We start from the raw sequence: 21,936 nt of genomic DNA, 5'->3' as shown, positions 1-21,936 counted from the left end.
GAATGAGGAAAAGGCCGGGCTTTTTACTGGGGGACGGGGATTGGTTTGTTGATGAGGCTCCGGTAGGTTTCCCAAGCGGCGTAGCCTGCGAATTTCCGGGGGCTCTGGAGGACCGCGCCGCCGTCGTTGCCGATGGGGAGGTTGGTTTGGATCTGGGTCATGTAGAAGCAGCGGGTGGCCTGGGCAATCGCGGGGTTGCCGGAATCGAAAAGGTGATCGAAGGCCCAACGGATGCCGCCGGTGCGGATATCGACGAGTTTGCTGCGGACCCCGATGGAAATTGGCTGGTAGGGGAAGTAGTGCGTGACGTCGGTGAATAGCACGGCGTTGGCGCCGGTTTGCGCGGCCACGGTGAGGAGCAGGTTGGCAGGGAGGTTTTCAGCGGAGGAAATCTGGCCGCGGCCGGTCCATGCTTTCAACTGCGCGCGGTCGATCCATACGATTTCGAAGAGGGCGGTTTTGCCGAGTTCCTCATGGAATGCGGCGTCGATTTGTGTTGCGGGGCTGCCGTCTTCCCGCTCGTAATAAAAGGGCAGCATGGCCACTCGGCGGATGGGGATGCCCGGCTGGAGGTCGTGATAACTCGGCAGCGGCAGGGTGACGACGCGCCGCCAGCAGCAGGTGCATCCGAAGACCGAAAGCGCCCCGGCTAGGCAGAGCAGCCATTGCGCAAGGCGGCGGAGGGAGGAGGACGGTTTCATGAAAAGGAAGACTCTAGGCGACCGTGGAGGAGGCGGACGAGGAGGTGCCAAAGGTGCTCTGTAGGGATTGCAATTCGCTTTTCAGGCTGCTTTGCGCGGATTCCATTTGCACGAAGGAGTTTGTTAAGCGGGTGCGCTCGGCGTCGAGTTGGGAGTTGAGGCGTTCGATCTGTTTGTCCAAGTCGGTGTTCTGTTTGTTGAGGGCGGCGGTTTCCGAGGAGAGGGTGCCGCCATAGCCTGTGATTTTATTGACGTAGGCACTGAGCGCGGTTGCGAGGCCGTCGGTACTATTGGTGAAGAGGGTGGCTACGTCCGATGCGTTGGTGTTCAACGCGTTTTCGAGCTTGGTGGAATCGGCGATTTGCAGATCGGAGCTGCTGCTCTGAAAGTCGATGCCGATATCCGCAAGGCGCTTGATTGAGCCCGACAAGCCGCTTGCGGAGTGGAATACAAGGTTGCGCAGTTTGCTGCCGATGGCGCTGATGTCGAGGTTGCCGGAAAGCGTTGAGGTGCTGACGCTGCCATCGCTGTTGGTGGAGATTTTGGTCTGTTGCGAGAGGTAGTCCTGCACCGTGTTGTATTTTTCGATGAAGTCGTTGAGCTTGGTGGTCAGCGCCGTGTTGTCGCTGGAGACGTTCACGGTCTGGCTGCCTGCCGTGGCGGCAGTGACGGAAAGCCCCGTGATCCCCGTTACATCGGAGCCGAAGGTGTTGCTGGTGCTTATAATGGAACTGCTGCCGTTGATGGTAAACTTGGCGTTCTGACCGCTGGTGGGAGTGGCTGTGGCATTGAGCCCGAGTGCTTCAAGCACCCCGCCGGTGCTCTCGCTGACATTCAACCCGACATTGCCGGTGGTTTTGTTGGTGAGCGTGAATTGGTCGTTGGCGCGGTCGTAGGCGGCCAGCACTCCGGCGCTGGAGGCGTTGATTCGGCCGATGACGGCCTGAATGCTGTCGGTCTTGGCGTTGAAATTAATCGTGACGCCGTTGATGGAAAAGCTCCCGTTGCCCTTGAGGTCCACCGCGGAGATTGCTGTCTTGAGTTTCGCGTTCTCCAGGGTTGCGGTGAGAACGGGAACGCCCAGTTTGCCTTGGGTTTGCAGTGTGTAGCCCGAGCTGGATGTTCCGGACGCGGTGCTGTTGTAAAGCTTGAGCGCGGTGAGAAAATTGCTCGTGTCTCCGGCGCTTCCCACGGTGATGGCGCTGGTGCTCTTCAGGCTGATGGTATCGGTTTTGGCATCGTAGGATGCGGTGACCGCGCCGCTGGTTTTGTCCGAGATTCTTTGAAAAACGCTGGAAAGGGAATCGGTGACGGCGACGTCGATCTTTACTCCGTTGATGGAAAAATTGCCTGCTGTGATGGCCGTTCCGAGGTTCATCGTTGCCAGCGTTACGTTGGTGACGGTATTGGTGGAGCTGATCGGCGCGCCCAGGCTGGCTGAACCGGTGCGCGCGGCCTTGGTGGCCAGTTGGCTGACGTTGAAAACGTAATCGCCGGTTTCAGTTCCCGCCGAGGCCGTTGCCGACCAGGTGCTTCCGGAATCGGCAAATTTTGCCGCTCGCTGGGCAAAACTGTCTCCATCGTCCAGGGCCTTGACGGAGGTTTGCAGTGCCGAGAGATCATCCTGGAGCGCGGTGAGTGCGTTCAGCTTGGTCGTGTTGGTCGTTTTTTGGGCCTTGGCATTGTTTACCGGCGTGGAATCCGCGGCGATGAGCTGGTCGACCGTGGTCTTCCAGTCCATTCCCGAAGCGAGGCCTGAGGTTTGAATGCCGGACATAGAGGTAAAAAAGGGCGGGCTCTTCTAAGCAGGTCGCATGCCCATCTGAAAAACCGGCGCGCCGCAGAATGTTTAAAAAATCCGCTAAACGAATTTTCCGTTTGGCCGAATGAAATAGGTGTCGGGGCGAACAGCCCTGGTGGGTGAGGTCAGACACCCGATTCAAAGTGGCCCGACGCGATACGGACTCGCAAACTCCAAGAAAGGCAAATCAATGTCAGTACTCATCAACACCAACACCGCGGCGACGAACGCGGCTCTCAACCTCAGCCACAACAACGACGCCCTCCAGAAGAGCCTGGAACGGCTCTCCAGCGGCTCCAAGATTGTCAACCCGGCCGATGACGCGGGCGGCCTCGCGGTTTCGATGCGGATGCAGTCCGCCATCAAACGCACGGCGGCGACGAACACGAACATTTCCAACGCGGTCTCGTTCCTGCAAACCCAGGACGGCGCGCTGCAAACTGCGTCGAAGATCCTCGACCGGATGTCGGAACTCAAGACGCTCTACACCGATATTACCAAGTCCACCACCGACAAGGCCAACTACGACAAGGAATTCACCGCGCTGAAAACCCAGCTTGGCGATTTGAGCAGCGCCCAGTTCAACGGCGTAAATCTCTTTGCCGCGACCGGTGCCACGGGCGACACCTCGCTGACGGTTCTGACCACGGAAGACGGCGGCCAGACGGCGACGATCTCCCAGTCCGCGCTCGATACCGAGAATACCACGATCACGAGTGCCAACAGCCTTGGCGATATCACCGTGCAAGATCTGATCGATTCCACCACGGCCGTCGCGGCTTCCCGCGCTCAGAATGGTGCGGAGGCGAGCAACCTCAACTTCGCCAGCGACATGCTCTCCACCAACAAGACCAATTTGGAAGCCGCCAACAGCCGCATCATCGATGTCGATGTGGCCCAGGAAGCCACGCAACTGGCCCGCAACAATATCCTGGTGCAATCCAGCACCTCGATGCTTTCCCAGGCCAACCAGAGTGCGCAGGTCGCCCTCAAGCTCCTCCAGAGCTAGGCAATAATAACAACTACTGAGTAGAGCCAAAGAGCCCTTCCGAGAAATCGGGAGGGCTCTTTTTTTGTGATGACGCCGGGCCGGGCGTTGTTCTGAGGGGGCGAAATATTTTTGAGAAAAGCGCTAAAGAAAAAGGAAGGGCTGCCGATTATAACCCATGCGGGAGTCTACGATTTCCTGCGGGTGAGGTCAGCCACTCTAGAAAAATGGCCCGTCGCGGCACGGACGCCGCACTCAACCAAGAAAGGCAAATATGTCAGTAGTAATCAATACCAACACCACGGCGAACAACGCCGCGCAGAACCTCGACAAGAGCAATGCCGCGCTCCAAAAGAGCCTCCAGCGTCTCTCCAGCGGTTCCAAAATCGTCAGCCCGTCGGATGATGCAGGTGGCTTGGCCGTGTCCATGCGGATGCAGTCGGCCATCAAGCGCACGGAAACGGCCAACAACAACATCGCCAACGCAACCTCCTTCCTGCAAACACAGGACGGCGCGTTGCAGACCGCGGCGAAGGTGCTTGACCGTGTCTCGGAACTCAAGACGCTCTTCTCGGACGTCACGAAATCCACGGCAGATACCGCCAACTACGACAAGGAGTTCACCGCTCTAAAGTCGCAGTTGACCGATATCTCCAGCGGCAAGTTCAACGGCGTTGATCTGTTCAGCACCAGCACGGACGGCTTAACAGTCTCCACCTCGGAGGACGGCTCGCTCACACAGACTGTCAGCCAGTCTGATCTTGCGACCAAGACCGCGGGGGTCACAGGCGCGGCCAGCCTGGGCGATTTGAAGCTCTCCGGCGGTGGCACGACGGACATCACCCAAGCCATCACCGATGTCGCCGCGATGCGCGCTCAGAACGGTGCCGAGTCGAGCAATCTCGGCTTCGCCAGTGACTTGCTCTCCACGAACAAGACCAACCTCGAAGCCGCCAACAGCCGCATTGCCGACGTTGACGTGGCCCAGGAGTCCACGCAGATGGCCAAGAACAACATCCTCGTCCAATCGGGTGCGTCGATGCTGTCTCAGGCAAACTCCAGCACGCAGGTTGCCATGAAACTGCTGCAATAAACCTAAGCTTTGTTTAGGGGAGGCTCTCCTGGAAAACCGGGAGAGCCTTTTCCTTTTTCCAATGTGGTAAGGAAATTGCTTTGCACTCGCGCATGTCGAAAATCTACGCCGTACTTTTTTGGATGCTTGCGCTGAGCGTCTGGGCCGGAGACTCAGGGCCCTCGGCTCCCGCGCCCCGGCGTGAATTCCGGCAAAGTAAAACCACACCGTATATTTTCATCCCCGTCGCCTACCTGGAAAACGGAGCCCCCGTGCCCTTGCGCTTTGAGTGGAGCTGCTCCGATGGGGTGCGCCCCAATCCGCCCCGCGTCCCCAAACCCACCCCGACGCCCACGCCGCTTGCCACCCCGAGCCCCTCGTCATCGCCCACGCCCGAGGCCCGGCACACGCCGGAGCCTTTGCCCGTCCCGCCCATTCAGGAGCCAGTGCCCGCCTTTCCGCCTCCCGAAAATGCGCAACCCGTTCCGCAGGGCGAGGCCCTCGATCTCACTCGATACCCGGCCGAAGTCGTCAATATTTTCAAAAATCCCTACAACATCCCGAAAGCGCGCAAAAAATTTCTGGAGCCAGTCTTCGAACCCGCGCAACCACCGTCCACCCAGCAATCCGGTAAACCGGGTGGCAGCAAAGCCACCTATCGGCAAAACTAGCGGATCTGAATGAAGCCTATCGTTCTCATCCTCTTGTTTGCCGCTGGCGGTGCCTTGGCCCAGCAGCCAACGCCCAGCCCCGCGCCGCGAGCCGAGCTCGACCAAGCCAAAGCTGCGCGCGATGCCGTTCTGAGCTACCTCAAGCTGGCCCGGAAAGCCGTCGCAAACCATAACCTTTCCCTTGCCGAGGGATTTTTTGAGCGGATGCTCAACGTCCCTGCACCCGATAGCGACAAGCGCGACGGCCTGCTCATCATGGCCCAAGCCTACGAAGAAGCTTGCGTTTATACCAAGGCGATCGCGGTATACGAAAAATTCGTACATCTCTTCCCTAGGGATAACGAAGCGCCCGCGATACTGCTCAAACTAGGCCGTCTCTATCGCGAAACCGGCGCCTACCAACTCGCTCTCGATCGCTTCTACAACGTCCTTAACATCGTTCTGAAAATCAGCAGCAGCGAAGTATCGCCTTACAAAAACGCGACCCTCACCGCGCAGTTTGAAATCGCCGAAACCTACTTCACCACCGGTGATTACCAGCAGGCTAACAAATTCTTTAACCTCATCAAACTCCTCGATCTCACCCCAGAGGATCGGGAACGCGCCAACTTCCGCTCGCTCTACTGCCTCTTTCTCCTTAACCAATACGACGACGTCATCAACGCCGCGAAGCAGTTCATCGAGCAATACTCCTCCAGCCCTAATCTGCCGGAAGTTCGCTACATCACGGCATCATCGCTCAAAGCCGCCAACCGCCCCCAAGAAGCCCTTACCTACACGCTCGACCTGTTGCGCAACGGAAAAGCTAACGCGGCCAAAGATCCCGAAAGCTGGATTTTCTGGAAACGCAAAACCGGCAACCAGATCGCCAATGATTTCTATAAAGATGGCGATTTTCTCAAAGCCCTGACGATCTATCAATCCCTGGCCACCTTGAGCGAAGCCCCCGATTGGCAATGGCCCGTCGTTTACCAAATGGGCATCTGCTTCGAACGTTTGCGCCTGCCCAACCGCGCCATCGAAGCCTACCAGTTTATTATCCAGGAATACAAAAAAAACCAGGATGCCGCAACCCTTCCCGAGAACGTCACCGCCTGCAACCAAATGGCCCAATGGCGGATCAACTATTTGAAATGGCAGGAAAAGACGGAGATGCAAATGGCCTCGCTCTTGACCCCGCCGGACGTTGCGGACCTTAAAATACCTTCCATAACCGCGCTGCCGGAAGCCAAGCCCGCCGCCATATCGGCTTCAACTCCGTCTGCTTCCGGGACTCCGATCCCCGCCGCAACGCCCATTCCATCAGCCACGCCAGCGCTAACCATTCCGCCCACGCCTCCCGTTCCAGCTCCTCCTCAGGCCACTGCGGTTCCCGCCGTTTCACCCGCACCAGCTGCCACTCCGGCTCCCTCGGCCACCCCGACGCCAGTTCCCACGCCAGAACCCTCCGCCGCCCCTTCTCCCGCCGTAACGCCAGAACCCGCTTCCACGCCCGACGCCAAACCCGGGGGCGGGGAGCCATTCCTTTCTTCAACTCTGGTGATCTCCGACGCCCTGAAATTGCCCATCCAACCCTCGATGGGAACGCTAGAGACCTCCATTGTTGCTCCATCCCCTTCGCCCAAGCCCAAAGCTCGCCGAAAGCCGACCCCACGCCCAAGCGCGACTCCTGCCCCGACGCCGCAATCCACTCCGTCGCGGTCTTGGATCTCCCGCATATTCTAGCCCCCCTTGAACATGGAAAACCTTCTGCAAAGCCACCTTGCTCTTTGCGAGCGCATCTACGAACTGATTTTGGAGGAAAACCAAATCCTCAAAATTACCGGCAAGGCGCCGGAGGCACTCTTTCTCGAACGAAAACGCGCTCTGCTTTGCCAAATCGAAGCATCGCTGGAAAAACTTCGCGGAGCCAACGGCATTCCCGGGTCTCGCACCCAGCCTGAACGCACCCTGATCGACAAAACGCAGCAGATGGTGATGAAAACCCTTTTGCTCGACCGCGAAAACGAGCAACTGCTCCTAAAAAGCGCCCTTTCCGGCAATCTTCCGCCGATCACGCCCAAACCGCCCCTCGGTCATTTGCAACGCATTTACGGGAAGCAGATGGCTGCAAAGTCAGCGGTTTGGAAGTGCGGATAAGCGGTCGAAAATTGCAGCGCGCATTGACCCCTTATAGACTTGCGGGGCTGGGGGTGGGGGAGATGATTTGCCCGCGACGACTAGTCGTTATCGGAGCAATGGTTGGCGTGATTGGGGGGATCGTCAAAATGCCCCCGGTAATCTCCAGAGCTTGAAAAAGCTCGCCCACAACATCGAGCTCGGGATCCACCTCGCCATATCTGTTGGCTTCGGCGAGGAGTTGGGCTTCCTCTTCCGCTCCCAAAAGCTTCTTCGTTGCGATTGCGGTCGCTACGATCAGACGGCCCATTGATGGAGGAGCTGCCTTTGTCGCTGCTTTCACGATAGCAACAATGGCATCCGGCTGAAGCTCTACGCCGATCCGAACCAGTGCGGTAACCATAGCGGCTTCTGCCTCTGGCCCCAGGCCTTCAATCGCAGCGCCAACCAACCGCCCGGCGATCGCCACTTGGTCACGCCGTTTCACAGAGAGTGTCTCCGACAGAATGGACGCCGCCCCTGCTGGATTTGCCGCACATGCTTGTTTGACCGCCAAGACCAGCGCATCGGCCTGTGCCGTCGCGATGGGGCCGCCTCCCAGTTTGGCTTGAACCTGTGCGACCGGCGACCCCGTCACGGTATTGTGTTCGATTGCTTTTCCTTTTTCGCCACACCACACCAGGGCCAAGGCAAAAAGCACGGTATAGCGCAAGCCGCGCCATCCGCTGTCGGAAACTGCCTGGGCAACATCAAGCCATCTTAAGTTTAGTTTCATAACGTCCCCTAGTCTTCGAAATTCAAAAGTCTTTTGCTTCATTTTTTTAATAGCGAGGACACATAATTTTCGCCCGCCTCCCCTTCCGAACCAAAATTAGGTATGCATTCGCACGCTAATTTCCTGAGGCCACCAGTCGCCCATTTTCTCTGGTAAAAGGCTTCCGGAGTTCACGTCTCCCGAAACGTTCCAAACTAAACACCTATGGCACGCTAAGAAAAGGACCGACAAGCAATACATTTTCCAACCCGATTGTAACAACGCTCGGAATTCCATATTCTGCGACAGATGCCGGAATTCAAAAAGGGGAAATTAGTAACGTATTCAACAGGGAAAGAATAGCCATATGGCTAATACTAACTTACGCGACCGGCTATCAGCGGCATCGGTGTATTGCCTCCGAGTTTCGAAGGCTATAATTTCCGGCACCGGAAAAACATGCAGGCATGAATCTTTAATAGCGGCGATATGCCTCTTATGCGCCATCTCTGCTTCCGCACAAGATTTCTTGTCTCAAGGGTCTGGTCGCCCATCTATGGCCGGAGTTGAGGCTGCGACGCTTCGAAGTAATCGAAATCTGGACATGCCCTATAACTTCCGCCTGGGGGCGGTGCGTTTTTCACTTAGTACAACCATCCTCGTGGAATACAATGATAATACCAACATTTCCGATCAGTATCCCCAACGTGACCTTATCCTGGAACCCTTTCTAAGTATCCACGGTATCTGGCCGGTGACACCCGTCAATGACCTGAATTTCAACCTAGGGCTCGGCTACAGATCTTACCTCACCCATATCAAACAGTATGGAAGCAATACCCCTGAGGTTACTCCTGATTCTTACCTAAGCTTCGATATCTATGTTAACGATATCGTAAAGATCAATCTTCATGATCTCATCCATATCAGCTATGATCCCACGGAGCAACCTGCCCTAAGTAACGTTCGTGCTTTTGGGCATCTTGAAAACACCGTTGGCGCGACCACCACGTGGGATATGAATGAGCTCGTCGTCCAGAGCACTTATGACCACTTTACTTATGTTTCGCTTACAGGCGAGTTTGATTACCTCGACCGCAACGCCGAAATAAATCGAACCTCCATTGCGTATAAAACCACCGAACGGTCAACGGTCGGTTTGGAAACAAACGTGATGTATAGCTATTACAACCAGAACTATCAGAACGATTCCACGATAGTTTCCGGCGGTGTGTTTTCTGAGACCACGATCAGTCACTTCCTAAAATTGCGCACGGCTGGTGGATTTCAAGGCGGCTACTTCGACCGCGGCGGTGGCAATGGCGATGATTCAAACGCAAACGGATGGTATGCCAACGCCATGCTGGCAAACCGTCTGAATTCCTATTGCACTCAGACATTAGCTGGCGGACACGAAATTCAACTGGGGCTTACCTCCAACTATGAAACAATGAACTTCGTGCGGTATGACCTTAATCTTTCCGTCATTCGAGACGTTCCCATTAGCTTGTATGGATTCTACCAGCATGTGAGCGACTCGCCTTCCATACAACAGGAAACACTCAATCGTTACGGCGTCGGTATCCACTTCAGTTACCAGTGGAACCGGGCGACAATCCTCGGGCTTGATTACCAGATTATCAAAAAGGACTCAGATCTTCCGGACATGAACTATACGCAAAATAGAGTGTTCGCTACCATCACCTATCGTTTTTAGAAGAATCAGCTATGACCCTAAAATTCGCATTGTTGGAAGTGTTGTTTGGTATCTTTTGCCTGTCTGCTCAAGCTCAAGGCACAGCGAGCCAATCGCCCAAGGGAGATGCCTCCCCCTTTGCGCCTGCTTTTGCCTCAGCCGCCGCGACCAATTCAATGGAGGCGCTTGACACCAAACGGGAACTGACAGTGGGGGACCGGGTGAGTTACCGCGTGGTCGAAGAACGCAGCGAAGCCCGCCCGTTGGTCGTGACCGATTCGGGGGAGATCGAGGTCCCGCTAATCGGGCGTGTCAAGGCGTCCGGCAAGAGTTGCGCTAGGCTTGCAAAGGAAATCAAGGCGGAACTGGAGAAGGACTATTTTTACCGCGCCACGGTCATTGTCGGTCTTGATTCGGTGACACAAAAATCGCGCGGATTCATCTACGTTACTGGGGCCGTACATAATCAGGGCGCGATTGAAATTCCGCAAGTTGGAGCCTTTACCGTTAGTAAAGCCATTATGAGGGCCGGTGGCTTTTCTGACTTTGCCAACAGGAAAAATGTTCGGCTTATAAGAAAAGGAAAAGAGGCCGTCCCCGTTGATGTGAAAGCTCTATTTGAAGGAACCGCCTCGGAAGATCCCGTTCTTAACTCGGACGATGTCATTATCGTATTGGAAAACCGCGTAAACTTTTAGCGGCACCTCATATCCATGAACCAGACTGATTCAAACGAAAATAAATCGCCAAAGGTAGAGTTCGCCAGGTCACGTATGGCGATGCATATTAAATGGCCTCGTTACAAGCGGATCCTGTGGACGCACTGGTGGGTGCTGGTTCTCACGATCGGTCTCGCCATGGCATATGCGGGATGGCATAATCTAATTGCTGCGCCAGAGTTCGAATCCAAAGGGATTATGATGGTAAGTGGACAGATTTCGTTGCCCGGCAGCGCTGTTTATAACGAAGATGTTGGGAATTTTTTTGGCACTCAAATCTCGCTCATGGAGAGCCAGATGATTCGTTCTCAAGCGGAGGCAACGGTCCAGGCCAAACGGCCGGATCTTACTCCCTGCCCAGTAAAAATTACCGCAAATCAGAAACCCCGATCCGCGCTGTTTGTATTACAAGCGATTGGCGCTGAGCCGAACTACGTTCAGGCATTGTTAGGTACGGTGATGCAGGAATACATCAATGCAAAAAAGAATATGCAGTCGCAGAAGTCGGATACAACGATCTCTGCGATTTCCGAGCAACTTGATACACTTGAAAAGAAAATCAAAGCCGGTGAGGATGAATTGCTAAGTTTCCAAAAGGTAAATAATATTACATTTCTTCAAACTGAAAACAGCAGTACAGGAGCCTACCTTAATCGTATCGATCAAAAATTAGCTGCCTTCAATACAGAGTATCAACTTCTCAATCTCCTGAGCGCCGATGCTTATATGAACCGGCAGCGCAACGATCCTTCGGAACAAGGAACGGCTGCCCCAGATTCCGATGCGGTGTTGCTATCTTCTTCTTCCAGCGCGCAAGCGGATTACCTTAAGGCTAAGCAGCAAATTAAGCTCTTAAAGGCGAGTCTGGAAGATTTCTCCAAATACCTGCGGCCAAAGCATCCGATCGTTATTCAATTGAGTAACCAGATCACGCTTCAGGAGATTCTCATCAAAATCTGCCAAGATGAGAGCAAATCACAACTGAGCAACCAACGAGAGTCGATTCGCCTCCAGATTGAGAATTTAAAGAGTGAGCGGAATCTGTGGAATGCCAAAGCATTGGATCTCAGCGGGAGAACCGCTCAATATGATTCGATCAAAGCGAAGTTGGACCGCCTGAAAGCCCTTTACGAGCACCTGCTTATGAGCATGCAGGCTGTGGATGTAAATAAAGATATCAACCAAGGCAGCGTGGCCATTTTGGAAATGGCGTCAAAACCCGCTAAAGTAAATTCTGGCGTCAAAAAAGCGATTTTCACAGCATTGGCTATTGGTCTCATCGTCGGGATTGGCATTTTCCTCGTTATTGAAAAGTTGGATGACAGAATCGTGTCTTCGAATGAATTTCATGCGCTCTTCCAGGGAAACGTCCTCGGGTATATTCCGAAAATAGCTAACAAGAATAATGAAGGCTTGCATATGGATAGCCTGCCGATTTCAAAGGCATTCCAGGGTATTCGGTCATCGCTGCTATTTGGCTCTGGGAGAAGTGCCACCCCGCGAATCATTCTGGTAACAAGTGCTGTTCCTGGCGAGGGCAAAACCACGATTGCATCGCACCTTGCCGCGATCCTTGCTTCTGACGGAGCAAAAACATTGCTAATCGATGCCGACATGTACCGAGGAATACAACATACCATCTTTGGCCTCAAAAATGAGATTGGCTTTTCCGATATTATGAGGGGTGTCGTTTGCTGGCGGGACGCGGTTTTGACTTGCGGTATCGACAATCTAGCAGTCATTCCGCGTGGCAAAGTCAGCGCAGAGCCAGGAAAGTATTTTCTCGGAAATATCGCTGATGATTTCCTGGAAGAAGCGTCCCGCACCTATGAATGGGTCATCCTAGATGGAGCTCCATTGCTTGCCATTGACGACACGGCCGTGTTAGCCTCTAAGGTAGATAGCATCATTAAAGTGGTTCGGCTTGGTTTTAGCCGTGCCAGAGGGATAGAGTCAGTCAACGAGCTGCTGGAAAGTCGCGGAATCAATTCCGCCGGTGTTGTCCTAAATGGAGTGGATTCAATATTCGAGGGAGACAGCGATTATTTCTATCGATGCGCTTCCTATTACGACGATCCCATTAAATCCTAAGAGAAGTCCAGGCGAACCTCATGAACTCTCGCACTGCAAGCTTACCAAAAGCAGAATCCGTTACAGGTTATCCCTGGTATTGCCTTCGTTCACAGCCAAAGCACGAACATATAGCCGCCGCGCACCTTTGCCTTTTGGATGATGTGGATGTTTATTGTCCACGTATCCGGGTTCAGCGCATGACCCGCCGGGGTCTCGTATGGTTTATCGAAGCACTATTCCCGGGCTACCTATTTTGCCGATTTGACCGGGAATTAAGCCAGAAGGCCGTTATGTATGCCTGTGGAGTAAGCGGCATCGTTCGGTTTGGGGTCGAACTAGCGTTTGTGCCTGATACCGTGATCGCTGAACTGCGAAGTCATATCGCTGGAGAATCTGTGTATACGATCGTGGTTCCGGAGATTGAAGAGGGCGATAGCGTCGTCATCACCGAGGGACCGTTCCGGGGAATCAAGACGCTTGTAACCCAGGCGCTTCCAGCGCTAGATCGCGTGCGGATTTTGCTGGATATTCTCGGCGAAGCGCGCGAAGTCGTCATCGCCCGGCATCATCTATTCAAAGAAACGGTGGATGTCCTTGACTCTCAGAAGCGTTATTGAAAAGCCTCTCCTGGGCCCGCGAGTTTTCGCGGTGTTCGCGTTATTGCCAGCATTTCTTGGTGGCGCTACGGAACGCTGGAGCCAAGGCGTGATACTTTTGATTCTTGGAATAGTTCTGCTAATTTTTCCGCCGAGATATTCGTTGGGAAGGCAGTTCAACCTTGTTTTTGCGGCATTGGTTTGCCTGGTCGCAGCAGACTTTTTACCAGTGAGTTGGTTCGCGGTTCCCGCGTGGAGGGTCACGGCTGTACAAGACTATTCATTTCATCTCGGTCCGTGCCTTACTCCACAACCATGGGTTACCGCGGAGGCTTTTGTTCTGCTGGTTGCGGGGTTAAGCTGGTGTTACATAGTCAGTGTCGGTGCTAGTAAATGGGATAGCCGCGCGGCATTGCCGATTTTTTGTGCTGGAGTCATCCTGCTCGCGGCGCTGTCGATTTGTATTTTCCTGACGGGAAGTCGTTGGCCGTTTGGAAATACTAGCCAAACAATCTTTGGTCCTTTTCCCAATCGCAACCAGACCGCCAATGTTCTCGCCGTTGGGGCGATCCTATCGGTAGGCCTGCTGTATGAACAATTCCGAAATGGCTCTCGAAGCTGGCCTTTTTGGTTCTGCGGTTGTTTGATTCTCTATTGGGGGCTTGCCCTGGTGGGGGCCAGAGCTGGCATTGTCATCTATTTTCTTGGAAGTACCATTTGGTTCGGTTGCGTTGCGGTGGCGAGGAAACAATACGCATGGCTGGCTGTGGGGGTGGGTCTATTGTTTTCCGTGCTGGGTGGATTTCTGTTCACCGGTGGGCCAACGGTTGCACGATTTCTCTCCGAAGTAGGCGGGCGGGGGCACGGGGTAATAGATCGGCGCTGGTTAATCCAAAGTGATGCATTTGATCTTGCAAATTCTGTGCCATGGTTCGGAGCCGGGCTTGGAAATTTTGATAGTGTCTTTGCGTTGACGCCTCATCGAGCTTTGGGTTCAGTCAACTTGCCCATTATTCACCCAGAGAGTGACTGGCTCTGGCTTGCTGCGGAAGCTGGATGGCTCTCCGTATTAGTTGTAATCACGGGCATTTGCTTGTGGGGACGGCGTATCCTGCCGTTGACCATTGGCCCTGACGGGCGTTTGCGTGCTGCCGCTGGCTCAGCTGTAATCGTTTTCGCACTCCATAGTTTCGTCGATGTACCCGCACATCGAATCGGATCTGTTTTTCCTATTATCTTTGTAAGTTCACTTGCGCTATGTGCCAGAAAGGAGGCGATTGCGCCATTGTGGCTCCCGACATTATTTCGAGCATTGGGCGGAAGCTTTTGCCTGATTGGATGTCTCTGGATAGCGGCAGTAGCTTTCGATGTGCCGTTTCCTGGGACGATTGGCGCACTGTTGGCGGATCGACATGCGGATAGGGTGGAACGCCTCGAGGAGTACGACAAAGCATCCCGTCTATCGACAGCGGCTATTGGATGGGCTCCTCTCCTGTGGCAGCCTTACTATCACCGGGCCGTATCACTAGTGTTTGGTTCATCTAATAGTGAGTCTGCAATGGCGGATTTTCGACGCGCCCGTTTCCTAAATCCAACGAGTCCAGAGCTTCCCTTCGAAGAAGGATTTATTTGGCTAGATAGGAATTCTCCACTTGCCCTTGCTGCATGGCAGGAAGCGATTCGACGGGCCGGTCCATCTCGCGCCATCTATTACCGACGATTACTTACGTCTTCTCTGCCATCGGATCTTCAGGATGGGCTAATTGAAACAGCGGCAGGGGATTCCCAACTCCTTCTGATTGCGGCGTTACAAATGCCCCCGGCAAAATTCCGAGATGCGCTTAGTCGACTTCTTCTTGTTGATCCCAGCCTCGAAACCCTGTCAAAGCTACAGCTGCGTGAACTATTCTATGTCTGGAGATTGCGCTGTGGTCCGTCCGATTTTTCCGCACAAATGGGGCGACACGAAGCGTGGATGGAGGCTGGCTGGGTATTTGTGGCCGAGGCTTATGCGACAAATGGTGATTATCAGCGAGCCTATCAGCTTGCCCTGCGATATTTTCAGCCGCCAACAATGCCTCCTGCACCGATGCAAACCGCTGCGCCCGACCTTAGACGGAGAATATTTCTATCCCCAAATGACTTTTCTGCGGGCTATGCCCTCTATCTTGACGCTATCGACAAAATGGACACTGGCACTGCACTCTCAATACTTCATAAAATGACCGTCCAACAAGACTGCCCAAAATATTTTCATTACTTGGAAGCGAATATTCAGGCCCAGGCTGGACAGTGGAAGTACGCATGGCAATGCCTGGTTCTTGCTGGAATTCACTAGTCCCCCGATGGGGGGCAGCGGCATCACATTAACCGCCGGTCAGGTTGTATTTATCGAGGTGCACTTGTAAAGTCGGTCTCACTGTTTCAGAGCCTGCCGAACGGACATGAAAGTTGCGTTCATCCAAGCTCGCTAGGCAACGAAACTCAAAATAGGATCGCGAAACTAAGGGGCGCAAAGACTGTTTCTGGACAGGATAGCCGCCAAAGGTTTGTAGGCATTTCCGGACCGTTTATCGAAGGCTTTGAGATTGGATTTGCCGGGGATTTCCCGCGAATGACCAAGTGCGGCAGCATTTGCCTAAACGCCCAACTGGACGCGATATGGAGCTTAAAAAATACACTACAGCGGGTTTTGATCGTGGTGCGGATCGGTGGAAAAGCGCTTCATGGTTTTTGGTGAAATGTGTGTTTTTTTTGAACCCGGTACCGTGGCCTTCTTTCATCCGGGTGTGGTTCCTGCGAATGTTTGGAGCGCAGATTGGAAAACGGGTGACGATACGATCCAATGTGCATATTACATTTCCATGGCGATTGAGCGTAGGTGATGACGTGTGGATCGGAGAGGAGGTCCTGATTATCAGCGCCGGGCCAGTACGCATTGATTCGGATGTTTGTATTTCCCAACGCGCGTTTCTTTGCGCTGGATCACATAAATTTCATTTGCCCACATTTGACGTGTTTGCGAAACCAATATGGATCAAGCGGAGTTCCTGGATTGCCTCGCAAGCGTTTATCGCGATGGGTGTGGAAATTGGCCCAAACAGTATGGTTGGCGCGGGGAGTGTTGTTTTGGGAAACGTAGAGCCAGGGACCAAGGTGATTGGCAACCCTGCAATCAAAATTGGATCGTAGATGTGCGTACGTGGAGATGCATATTCTCTTCCTAAATCAGTATTTCCCGCCTGATCCAGCTCCGACTGGATTACTCCTGAAGGACGTTGCCTCAGCCCTGGAGAGCGATGGACATACTGTGGACTTTGTTGCCACCCGTGGAGACTACCATGCCAGCCAACACAAAGGGAGACGCATATTCCGCGAGGCAAAGGCACTGGCGGGGATCCTGCTCACCGGTATCTTCCGGAGACGGCCGGACGTTGTGATATCGGCAACTTCCCCTCCATGCTTGCTCGTGGTTGCGAGCCTGATTGCGAGACGCTATCGCGCTAAATCGATCCACTGGATCATGGATGTCTATCCGGAGATCGTTGTTGCGTCGAAAAAGCTGCGCCAGGGAGTTATTGTATCAGCTATTGAGCGGCTGATGAGCAGGTGTTACCAAAAGTGCACCCATGTGGTGGTTCTTGATACAGATATGGCGCACGTACTTCGGCGATATAGGGTAGATGCAAGAATAATTCGGCCTTGGGTAGTGAACTCCGTTCCTAGTGTGCAAAACAATATTGCGAGACCGAGTTCGCCATGGGTTTGGATTTACTCTGGGAATCTTGGACGTGGGCACGAATGGAAGACGATATTGCAAACCCAAGCGTTGATCGAACAACAATGTCCTGATATTCGCTTGCTATTTCAGGGAGGCGGGCCGATGTGGCCGGCGGCACAGGCACGCGCGCGGGAACTTGGACTGAGGCATTGTGAATGGAAACCCTACGTGCCATCGGAAAAATTATACGAATCTTTGCTTTGCTGCCATTGCTGTGTGGCGTCACAAGTTCCGGAAACTAAAGGTCTTATTTGGCCGAGTAAACTGAGCCTTTTGCTTACACTCCAGCGTCCGCTGATCTGGATCGGTCCGATTGACGGCGCTATTGCCGCGGAATTGCGTGCGTTAGGGCATGTTGGCGTGTTCGCTCCTGGAGAGGAACAAAAGATTGCAAAATGGATCCTCGATTTGCGAAGCAACGGGAGGATGCCTATTTCGACAGGGGGAATTTTTGATGCAGAATCTTTTCGTGCTGCGTCGATTGAAATGTGGAGAAAACTGGTAGCTCAAGCGTAACAGAGCCTACTACGTAACCTAACCACATGTATGGATACAGCATTAAATCAGGAACTGTTGCACCAAGGCAGTGTATTTAGCAAATCGCGATTTGCCGCAACCAAGCGAAGGCTGCCCATTGAACGGATTGCTCCTGTGCTTCTTTTTGCTGTAGACGTGCTTAGCTGGATTCTAGCGGTGGCCGGAACGATAACGCTGTTAACGGATAACGCGACGCATCATATTTTTGTTTTTACGGCTCCTTCTATAGGAATGTTTATGCTCTATATAATTGGAGGCTATGATCGGCGAACCGATTTGCTCACGCTGAGATATGCAAGTGAACACTTGATATCACTTATCATAGCCGCCGCCGTTTCGATGCTTTTTGTGTATGTCTTTTCGGCGTTTAACCAGATCGTTAAGCCGAGTCGTGCATTTGTGCCACTCTTGTTTGTGATATTCCTTGTTTCTTCGCTATATCTGCGGCGGAGAGTTGGTGCGTATATTCGGCGGCGTCAATCCGCCCGTTCGCTTCTTGTTTTGGGAGCTGGCCCTGAGGCGAGACGTTTCAACCGAGATTACAACAAATTTGGCGGGAATTGGAACCTGGAGTTTGTTGATCCATCCAATACGCTCAATGGCTGCCACCTCGACGGAGAAAACTCTCCGATTATCGAAGGAGACGCGGAGGGGAAACTGAGAGATACTGAGCAGAACTATGCAGCGGTAGTTTTGGCCTGTGTTACGAGGAATCTTTCACAGGGGCTGCTCCAACAGCTTGTCGATATGCATTGTTCGACAGTTCCTGTATCTACGCTAGAGGCATTTCGTGAACAGCAGTGGTCTCGAGTGATAGTGAACTCGGTGGGGCCCGAGTGGCTGTTTAGTTCAGAATTTCGTTTGTCCGATGGGTCCGCTTACCGCTATGTAAAGCGATTGTTTGATATTGTGTTTTCGGCTGTTGGTTTGATTTTGGTAAGCCCAATGCTCTTGCTCGCATGCGCTTTGATTCGTATAGAAAGCTGCGGGCCATCCATTTTTAAACAAGAACGAGTGGGGCGAGCGGGGCGTTTGTTTATAATGTACAAGCTGCGGACAATGTATGAGAATGACGGAGATATATATACGAGGGATGGCGACAAACGAATTACTCGGATCGGTTACTGGCTGCGGTTGACCCGCTTGGATGAACTCCCTCAGCTTTGGAATGTGCTGAATGGCGATATGAGTCTTATCGGTCCCCGGGCAGAATGGGTAAAGTGTGTGGAAATTTATGAAAAGTCCATTCCTAACTATCACCTTCGGCACTTGGTGGATCCTGGTATAACAGGATGGGCTCAGGTAAAATTTGGATATGGCGAGAGCGAACGTGATGCAATCGAGAAATTCGAATTCGATCTCTATTACATCCGACACTTTTCACTCAAGTTGGATGTAAGTATTGTGCTCAAGACTATCTATACAATGTTTGAAGGCAATGGAAGATAATCCATGCGTATTGACTCTGAAATACAAGTGAATCAGGTGGGGTTTACCGAAACTCGCACTCCGGAGAAATGGGATCTCATCATCGAGCCTGAGGCCCAATGGTGGAATATTCATCTCAGGGATATTTGGAGCTATCGTGATCTTCTCTGGTTGTTTGTATGGCGTGACTTTGTCTCCGTTTACAAGCAAACGGTGCTTGGGCCACTTTGGTTTTTTATTCAACCCCTGCTTACGACCCTTGTGTTTACGGCAATCTTTAGCGGCGTGGCAAATATGCCCACCGATGGCGTGCCCGCGATGCTATTCTATCTCGCGGGAACCACCCCGTGGAATTATTTTTCAACCTGCCTCAACAAGACATCGAATGTTTTTATCGCCAACTCTGCCGTGTTTGGCAAGGTCTACTTTCCCCGGCTAATTGTACCACTTTCGATTGTGACATCTAATATGGTCCAATTTGGGATTCAATTTCTGCTCTTCATGGGGTTCTTTGTCTATTATCTAGCAAAAGGAACACTGCTTCACCCCAACTGGGTCGGTATTGCAATTCTTACTCCGTTACTCTTGATGCTCATGGCCGGTCTTGGGCTTGGAATGGGCATTATTATTTCCTCGCTCACCACAAAATATAGGGATCTCTCATTTCTTGTGGGTTTTGGGGTGCAGTTGATGATGTATGCCACCCCCGTCATTTATTCGATTTCGTCGCTGCCTCCGAAGTATCGGATGATTATCCTGGTTAATCCGATGTCTTCGCTTATCGAAACCTTTCGGTCAATCTATCTTGGTGGACCAATTCCCTGGTTTTACTTAAATATTTCGCTCGTGACAACAAGCGTGCTGTTGTTGATAGGTGTTCTAATATTTAACAGGATCGAGAAGTCATTTGTGGATGTTGTCTAGATCGTTATATATGCCTGATACTGCCATAGATGTTGACTCTGTATCGAAACTTTACCGCCTTGGTGAAGTCAGCACTGGTACACTTTCACACGATCTGAACCGGTGGTGGCATAAGATACTGAATAAACCCGATCCCTATGCAAAGCTTGGCGAGTCCAACGATCGCACGAGGGGCGGTGGAAGTGATTACGTTTGGGCATTGAAAGATATTAGTTTTGACGTCAGAAGAGGTGATATTCTTGGAATTATTGGAAGAAATGGAGCGGGAAAATCTACACTTCTCAAAATTCTATCTCGCGTTACATCCCCTACATCTGGTGCGATCCGAGTAAGGGGGCGTATTGCCTCGCTTTTGGAAATTGGCACTGGTTTTCACCCGGAACTCAGTGGGCGCGAAAATATTTTTCTCAACGGAGCTATTCTGGGAATGCGCAAAGCGGAAATTGATAGGAAGCTGGACGAAATTATCGATTTCTCGGGTTGCGAACGCTATATCGACACCCCGGTTAAGCGCTACTCGTCTGGTATGTACGTTCGTCTTGCGTTTGCTGTGGCTGCGCACCTTGAACCAGATATCCTGATCATTGATGAGGTGCTTTCAGTAGGTGATGCAGAATTCCAAAGAAAATGCCTTGGAAAAATGGGTGAGGTTTCGCGTGACGGGCGTACTGTGTTATTTGTAAGCCATAATCTTCAAGCAATTACGACGCTAACACATACCGCTATACTTCTCTCCCAGGGGCGTCTAGTGGCCTCTGGCCCAACGTCTGCCGTTGTAACTAGGTATCTAGATGGACTAAAGGTAGACTCTCCAATCTACAATGCGAATTCGGCTCCAGATAGCCCGAAAGTTACTCGTGTCGAGGTGGAAACATCGGAGCCCAATAATATCCATGTTTTCGGAAAGCAGTTAAAAGTCCGATTCCGAGTCAATTCGGCGGAACCGGTTCGCGGCCTATGTCTGTCGTTTCAGATAGTCAGCTCCCGGCAATGCCCGATCGTGCATATTTGGACGTTTGACTCCGAACGACCTGTTATGAGAGATGGTGGAGAATATGAAATGACCTGTGTGATTCCGAACCTTCGGCTTTACATGGGGTCTTACACCCTGAAATATTTTCTCTCAGAGCCTCCCGGTGGAAGGATGTTTGACAGTGTGGACAATATCTGTCCATTCGAGGTCGTTATGCATAACCATAGTCGGGAGTTTTCGTGGCAACCGGAGACATGTGCTTATTTGGAGTGCTATGATTGGAATATTAGCAAAGTTATTTGATGCTTATGTTTGATGCCATCTATTTTCTCATTGCTTCGTTATTGCGTAAACACGGGTATCTGTTGCAGCGTCTTCCGCAAGCTCAGGATTTTCAGGAAGATATCCCGTTTCCGGAACAGTATGCGGGGCCGGAGCATTTTTTGCGGTTCTATCGACCGTGGCTTGCACCAGAATTCGATAGATTGCTGACACCGGAAATCACTGAAAATACGATGCTTCCAAAGGTGAAGCTTTACATGTTACTGAGCCTTTTGAAGCAAACCCGCTCAGTGGAAGGAGATATTCTGGAAGCGGGTGTTTGGAAAGGAGGGAGCTCCCGCTTAATGGTCGACTATCTTAACTCTGTTTGCTCAAAAAAGGACGCGTGGCTTCTAGATACTTTTTCCGGGTACGATGGAATTAGCGAGGACAAAGACTGTCACAGAGCTCGCGATGGAATTATGTTGGGCAAAAGTGCCGATGAGATCCGTGAGGTGTTCTCAAACGAACAAGTCCGTGTTCATGTAGTGGAGGGCTCAATTCCGCAATCACTTCGAGATGTATCCGCGAAGCAGATAGCTTTTGCTCATATTGACGTTAACTTGTACACTCCGACTTTTGCTGTAACGCAATTCTGTCTTGAGCGCATGCCGAAGGGGGGGATCATTGTTTTCGATGATTACGGTTGGCCTGCTACCTACGGTGCTCGCGTGGCAATCGATGAAGTGTGCGCGGATTTCGGACATGAGGTAATTACGGTGCCAGAAACGACACAGGCTTTTCTTATTCGTTTGTAAATAGATTTGGTGACCAGTATTTCCC

The 21,936-nt window shown here is 52.4% G+C and carries 19 protein-coding genes; 16 read left to right on the top strand and 3 right to left on the bottom strand.

Going from position 1 to position 21,936, the window contains the following annotated elements:
• Positions 1-23: 23 nt before the first annotated feature.
• Both B2828_RS13095 and fliD read right to left on the bottom strand, forming a co-directional pair.
• Positions 24-701, bottom strand: a complete 678-nt coding sequence (locus B2828_RS13095) for a hypothetical protein (protein WP_479634204.1) — start codon at positions 699-701, stop codon at positions 24-26.
• 13 nt (positions 702-714) lie between these two features.
• A complete protein-coding gene (gene fliD / locus B2828_RS13090; protein ID WP_479634203.1) occupies positions 715-2,478 on the bottom strand; it encodes a flagellar filament capping protein FliD in 1,764 nt (587 codons plus the stop codon).
• 214 nt (positions 2,479-2,692) lie between these two features.
• Between fliD and B2828_RS13085 the strand changes: the two genes are divergently transcribed.
• From B2828_RS13085 to B2828_RS13065, 5 genes are all read left to right on the top strand, one after another.
• Complete coding sequence (locus tag B2828_RS13085) at positions 2,693-3,511, top strand: flagellin (protein WP_479634202.1); 819 nt, start codon at positions 2,693-2,695, stop codon at positions 3,509-3,511.
• A 253-nt stretch (positions 3,512-3,764) separates the two neighbouring features.
• Entirely contained in the window at positions 3,765-4,583 is an 819-nt protein-coding gene (locus B2828_RS13080; RefSeq protein WP_479634201.1) for a flagellin, read from the top strand.
• Between the two features lie 92 nt (positions 4,584-4,675).
• Positions 4,676-5,233 (top strand): hypothetical protein, encoded by a 558-nt coding sequence (locus tag B2828_RS13075; protein ID WP_479634200.1) that lies wholly within the window; start codon positions 4,676-4,678, stop codon positions 5,231-5,233.
• A gap of 9 nt (positions 5,234-5,242) precedes the next feature.
• Positions 5,243-6,958 (top strand): tetratricopeptide repeat protein, encoded by a 1,716-nt coding sequence (locus B2828_RS13070; RefSeq protein WP_479634199.1) that lies wholly within the window; start codon positions 5,243-5,245, stop codon positions 6,956-6,958.
• A gap of 12 nt (positions 6,959-6,970) precedes the next feature.
• Complete coding sequence (locus B2828_RS13065) at positions 6,971-7,372, top strand: hypothetical protein (protein ID WP_479634198.1); 402 nt, start codon at positions 6,971-6,973, stop codon at positions 7,370-7,372.
• 31 nt (positions 7,373-7,403) lie between these two features.
• Here the strand turns inward: B2828_RS13065 and B2828_RS13060 are convergent, their stop codons facing one another.
• Positions 7,404-8,126, bottom strand: a complete 723-nt coding sequence (locus tag B2828_RS13060; RefSeq protein WP_479634197.1) for a hypothetical protein — start codon at positions 8,124-8,126, stop codon at positions 7,404-7,406.
• Positions 8,127-8,661: 535 nt separating this feature from the next.
• Here B2828_RS13060 and B2828_RS13055 point away from each other — a divergent pair.
• From B2828_RS13055 to B2828_RS13005, 11 genes are all read left to right on the top strand, one after another.
• Positions 8,662-9,822, top strand: a complete 1,161-nt coding sequence (locus B2828_RS13055) for a hypothetical protein (RefSeq protein WP_479634196.1) — start codon at positions 8,662-8,664, stop codon at positions 9,820-9,822.
• A gap of 11 nt (positions 9,823-9,833) precedes the next feature.
• Complete coding sequence (locus B2828_RS13050) at positions 9,834-10,499, top strand: polysaccharide biosynthesis/export family protein (protein WP_479634195.1); 666 nt, start codon at positions 9,834-9,836, stop codon at positions 10,497-10,499.
• Between the two features lie 15 nt (positions 10,500-10,514).
• Entirely contained in the window at positions 10,515-12,611 is a 2,097-nt protein-coding gene (locus tag B2828_RS13045) for a GumC family protein (RefSeq protein WP_479634194.1), read from the top strand.
• A 20-nt stretch (positions 12,612-12,631) separates the two neighbouring features.
• Positions 12,632-13,210, top strand: coding sequence for a transcription termination/antitermination NusG family protein (locus B2828_RS13040; protein ID WP_479634193.1), 579 nt, complete (start codon positions 12,632-12,634; stop codon positions 13,208-13,210).
• Positions 13,182-15,527 (top strand): hypothetical protein, encoded by a 2,346-nt coding sequence (locus tag B2828_RS13035; RefSeq protein ID WP_479634192.1) that lies wholly within the window; start codon positions 13,182-13,184, stop codon positions 15,525-15,527. Before B2828_RS13040 ends, B2828_RS13035 begins: the two co-directional genes overlap by 29 nt.
• 323 nt (positions 15,528-15,850) lie before the next feature.
• Entirely contained in the window at positions 15,851-16,381 is a 531-nt protein-coding gene (locus tag B2828_RS13030) for a WcaF family extracellular polysaccharide biosynthesis acetyltransferase (protein ID WP_479634191.1), read from the top strand.
• A gap of 16 nt (positions 16,382-16,397) precedes the next feature.
• Positions 16,398-17,486, top strand: coding sequence for a glycosyltransferase (locus B2828_RS13025; RefSeq protein WP_479634190.1), 1,089 nt, complete (start codon positions 16,398-16,400; stop codon positions 17,484-17,486).
• Between the two features lie 30 nt (positions 17,487-17,516).
• On the top strand, positions 17,517-18,956 hold the full coding sequence (locus B2828_RS13020) for an exopolysaccharide biosynthesis polyprenyl glycosylphosphotransferase (protein WP_479634189.1): 1,440 nt from the start codon (positions 17,517-17,519) through the stop codon (positions 18,954-18,956).
• A 3-nt stretch (positions 18,957-18,959) separates the two neighbouring features.
• Positions 18,960-19,859, top strand: coding sequence for an ABC transporter permease (locus B2828_RS13015; RefSeq protein WP_479634188.1), 900 nt, complete (start codon positions 18,960-18,962; stop codon positions 19,857-19,859).
• A 10-nt stretch (positions 19,860-19,869) separates the two neighbouring features.
• The gene (locus B2828_RS13010; RefSeq protein ID WP_479634187.1) at positions 19,870-21,135 is read left to right on the top strand and encodes an ABC transporter ATP-binding protein; all 1,266 of its coding nucleotides are present in this window, start codon (positions 19,870-19,872) and stop codon (positions 21,133-21,135) included.
• A gap of 5 nt (positions 21,136-21,140) precedes the next feature.
• Positions 21,141-21,911, top strand: coding sequence for a TylF/MycF/NovP-related O-methyltransferase (locus tag B2828_RS13005; protein ID WP_479634186.1), 771 nt, complete (start codon positions 21,141-21,143; stop codon positions 21,909-21,911).
• Positions 21,912-21,936 lie beyond the last annotated feature (25 nt).

The organism is Spartobacteria bacterium UBA695 (assembly GCA_002298145.1).
Taxonomy (GTDB): Bacteria; Verrucomicrobiota; Verrucomicrobiia; order Chthoniobacterales; family Chthoniobacteraceae; genus UBA695.
This window is presented reverse-complemented; position numbering and strand designations above follow the sequence as displayed.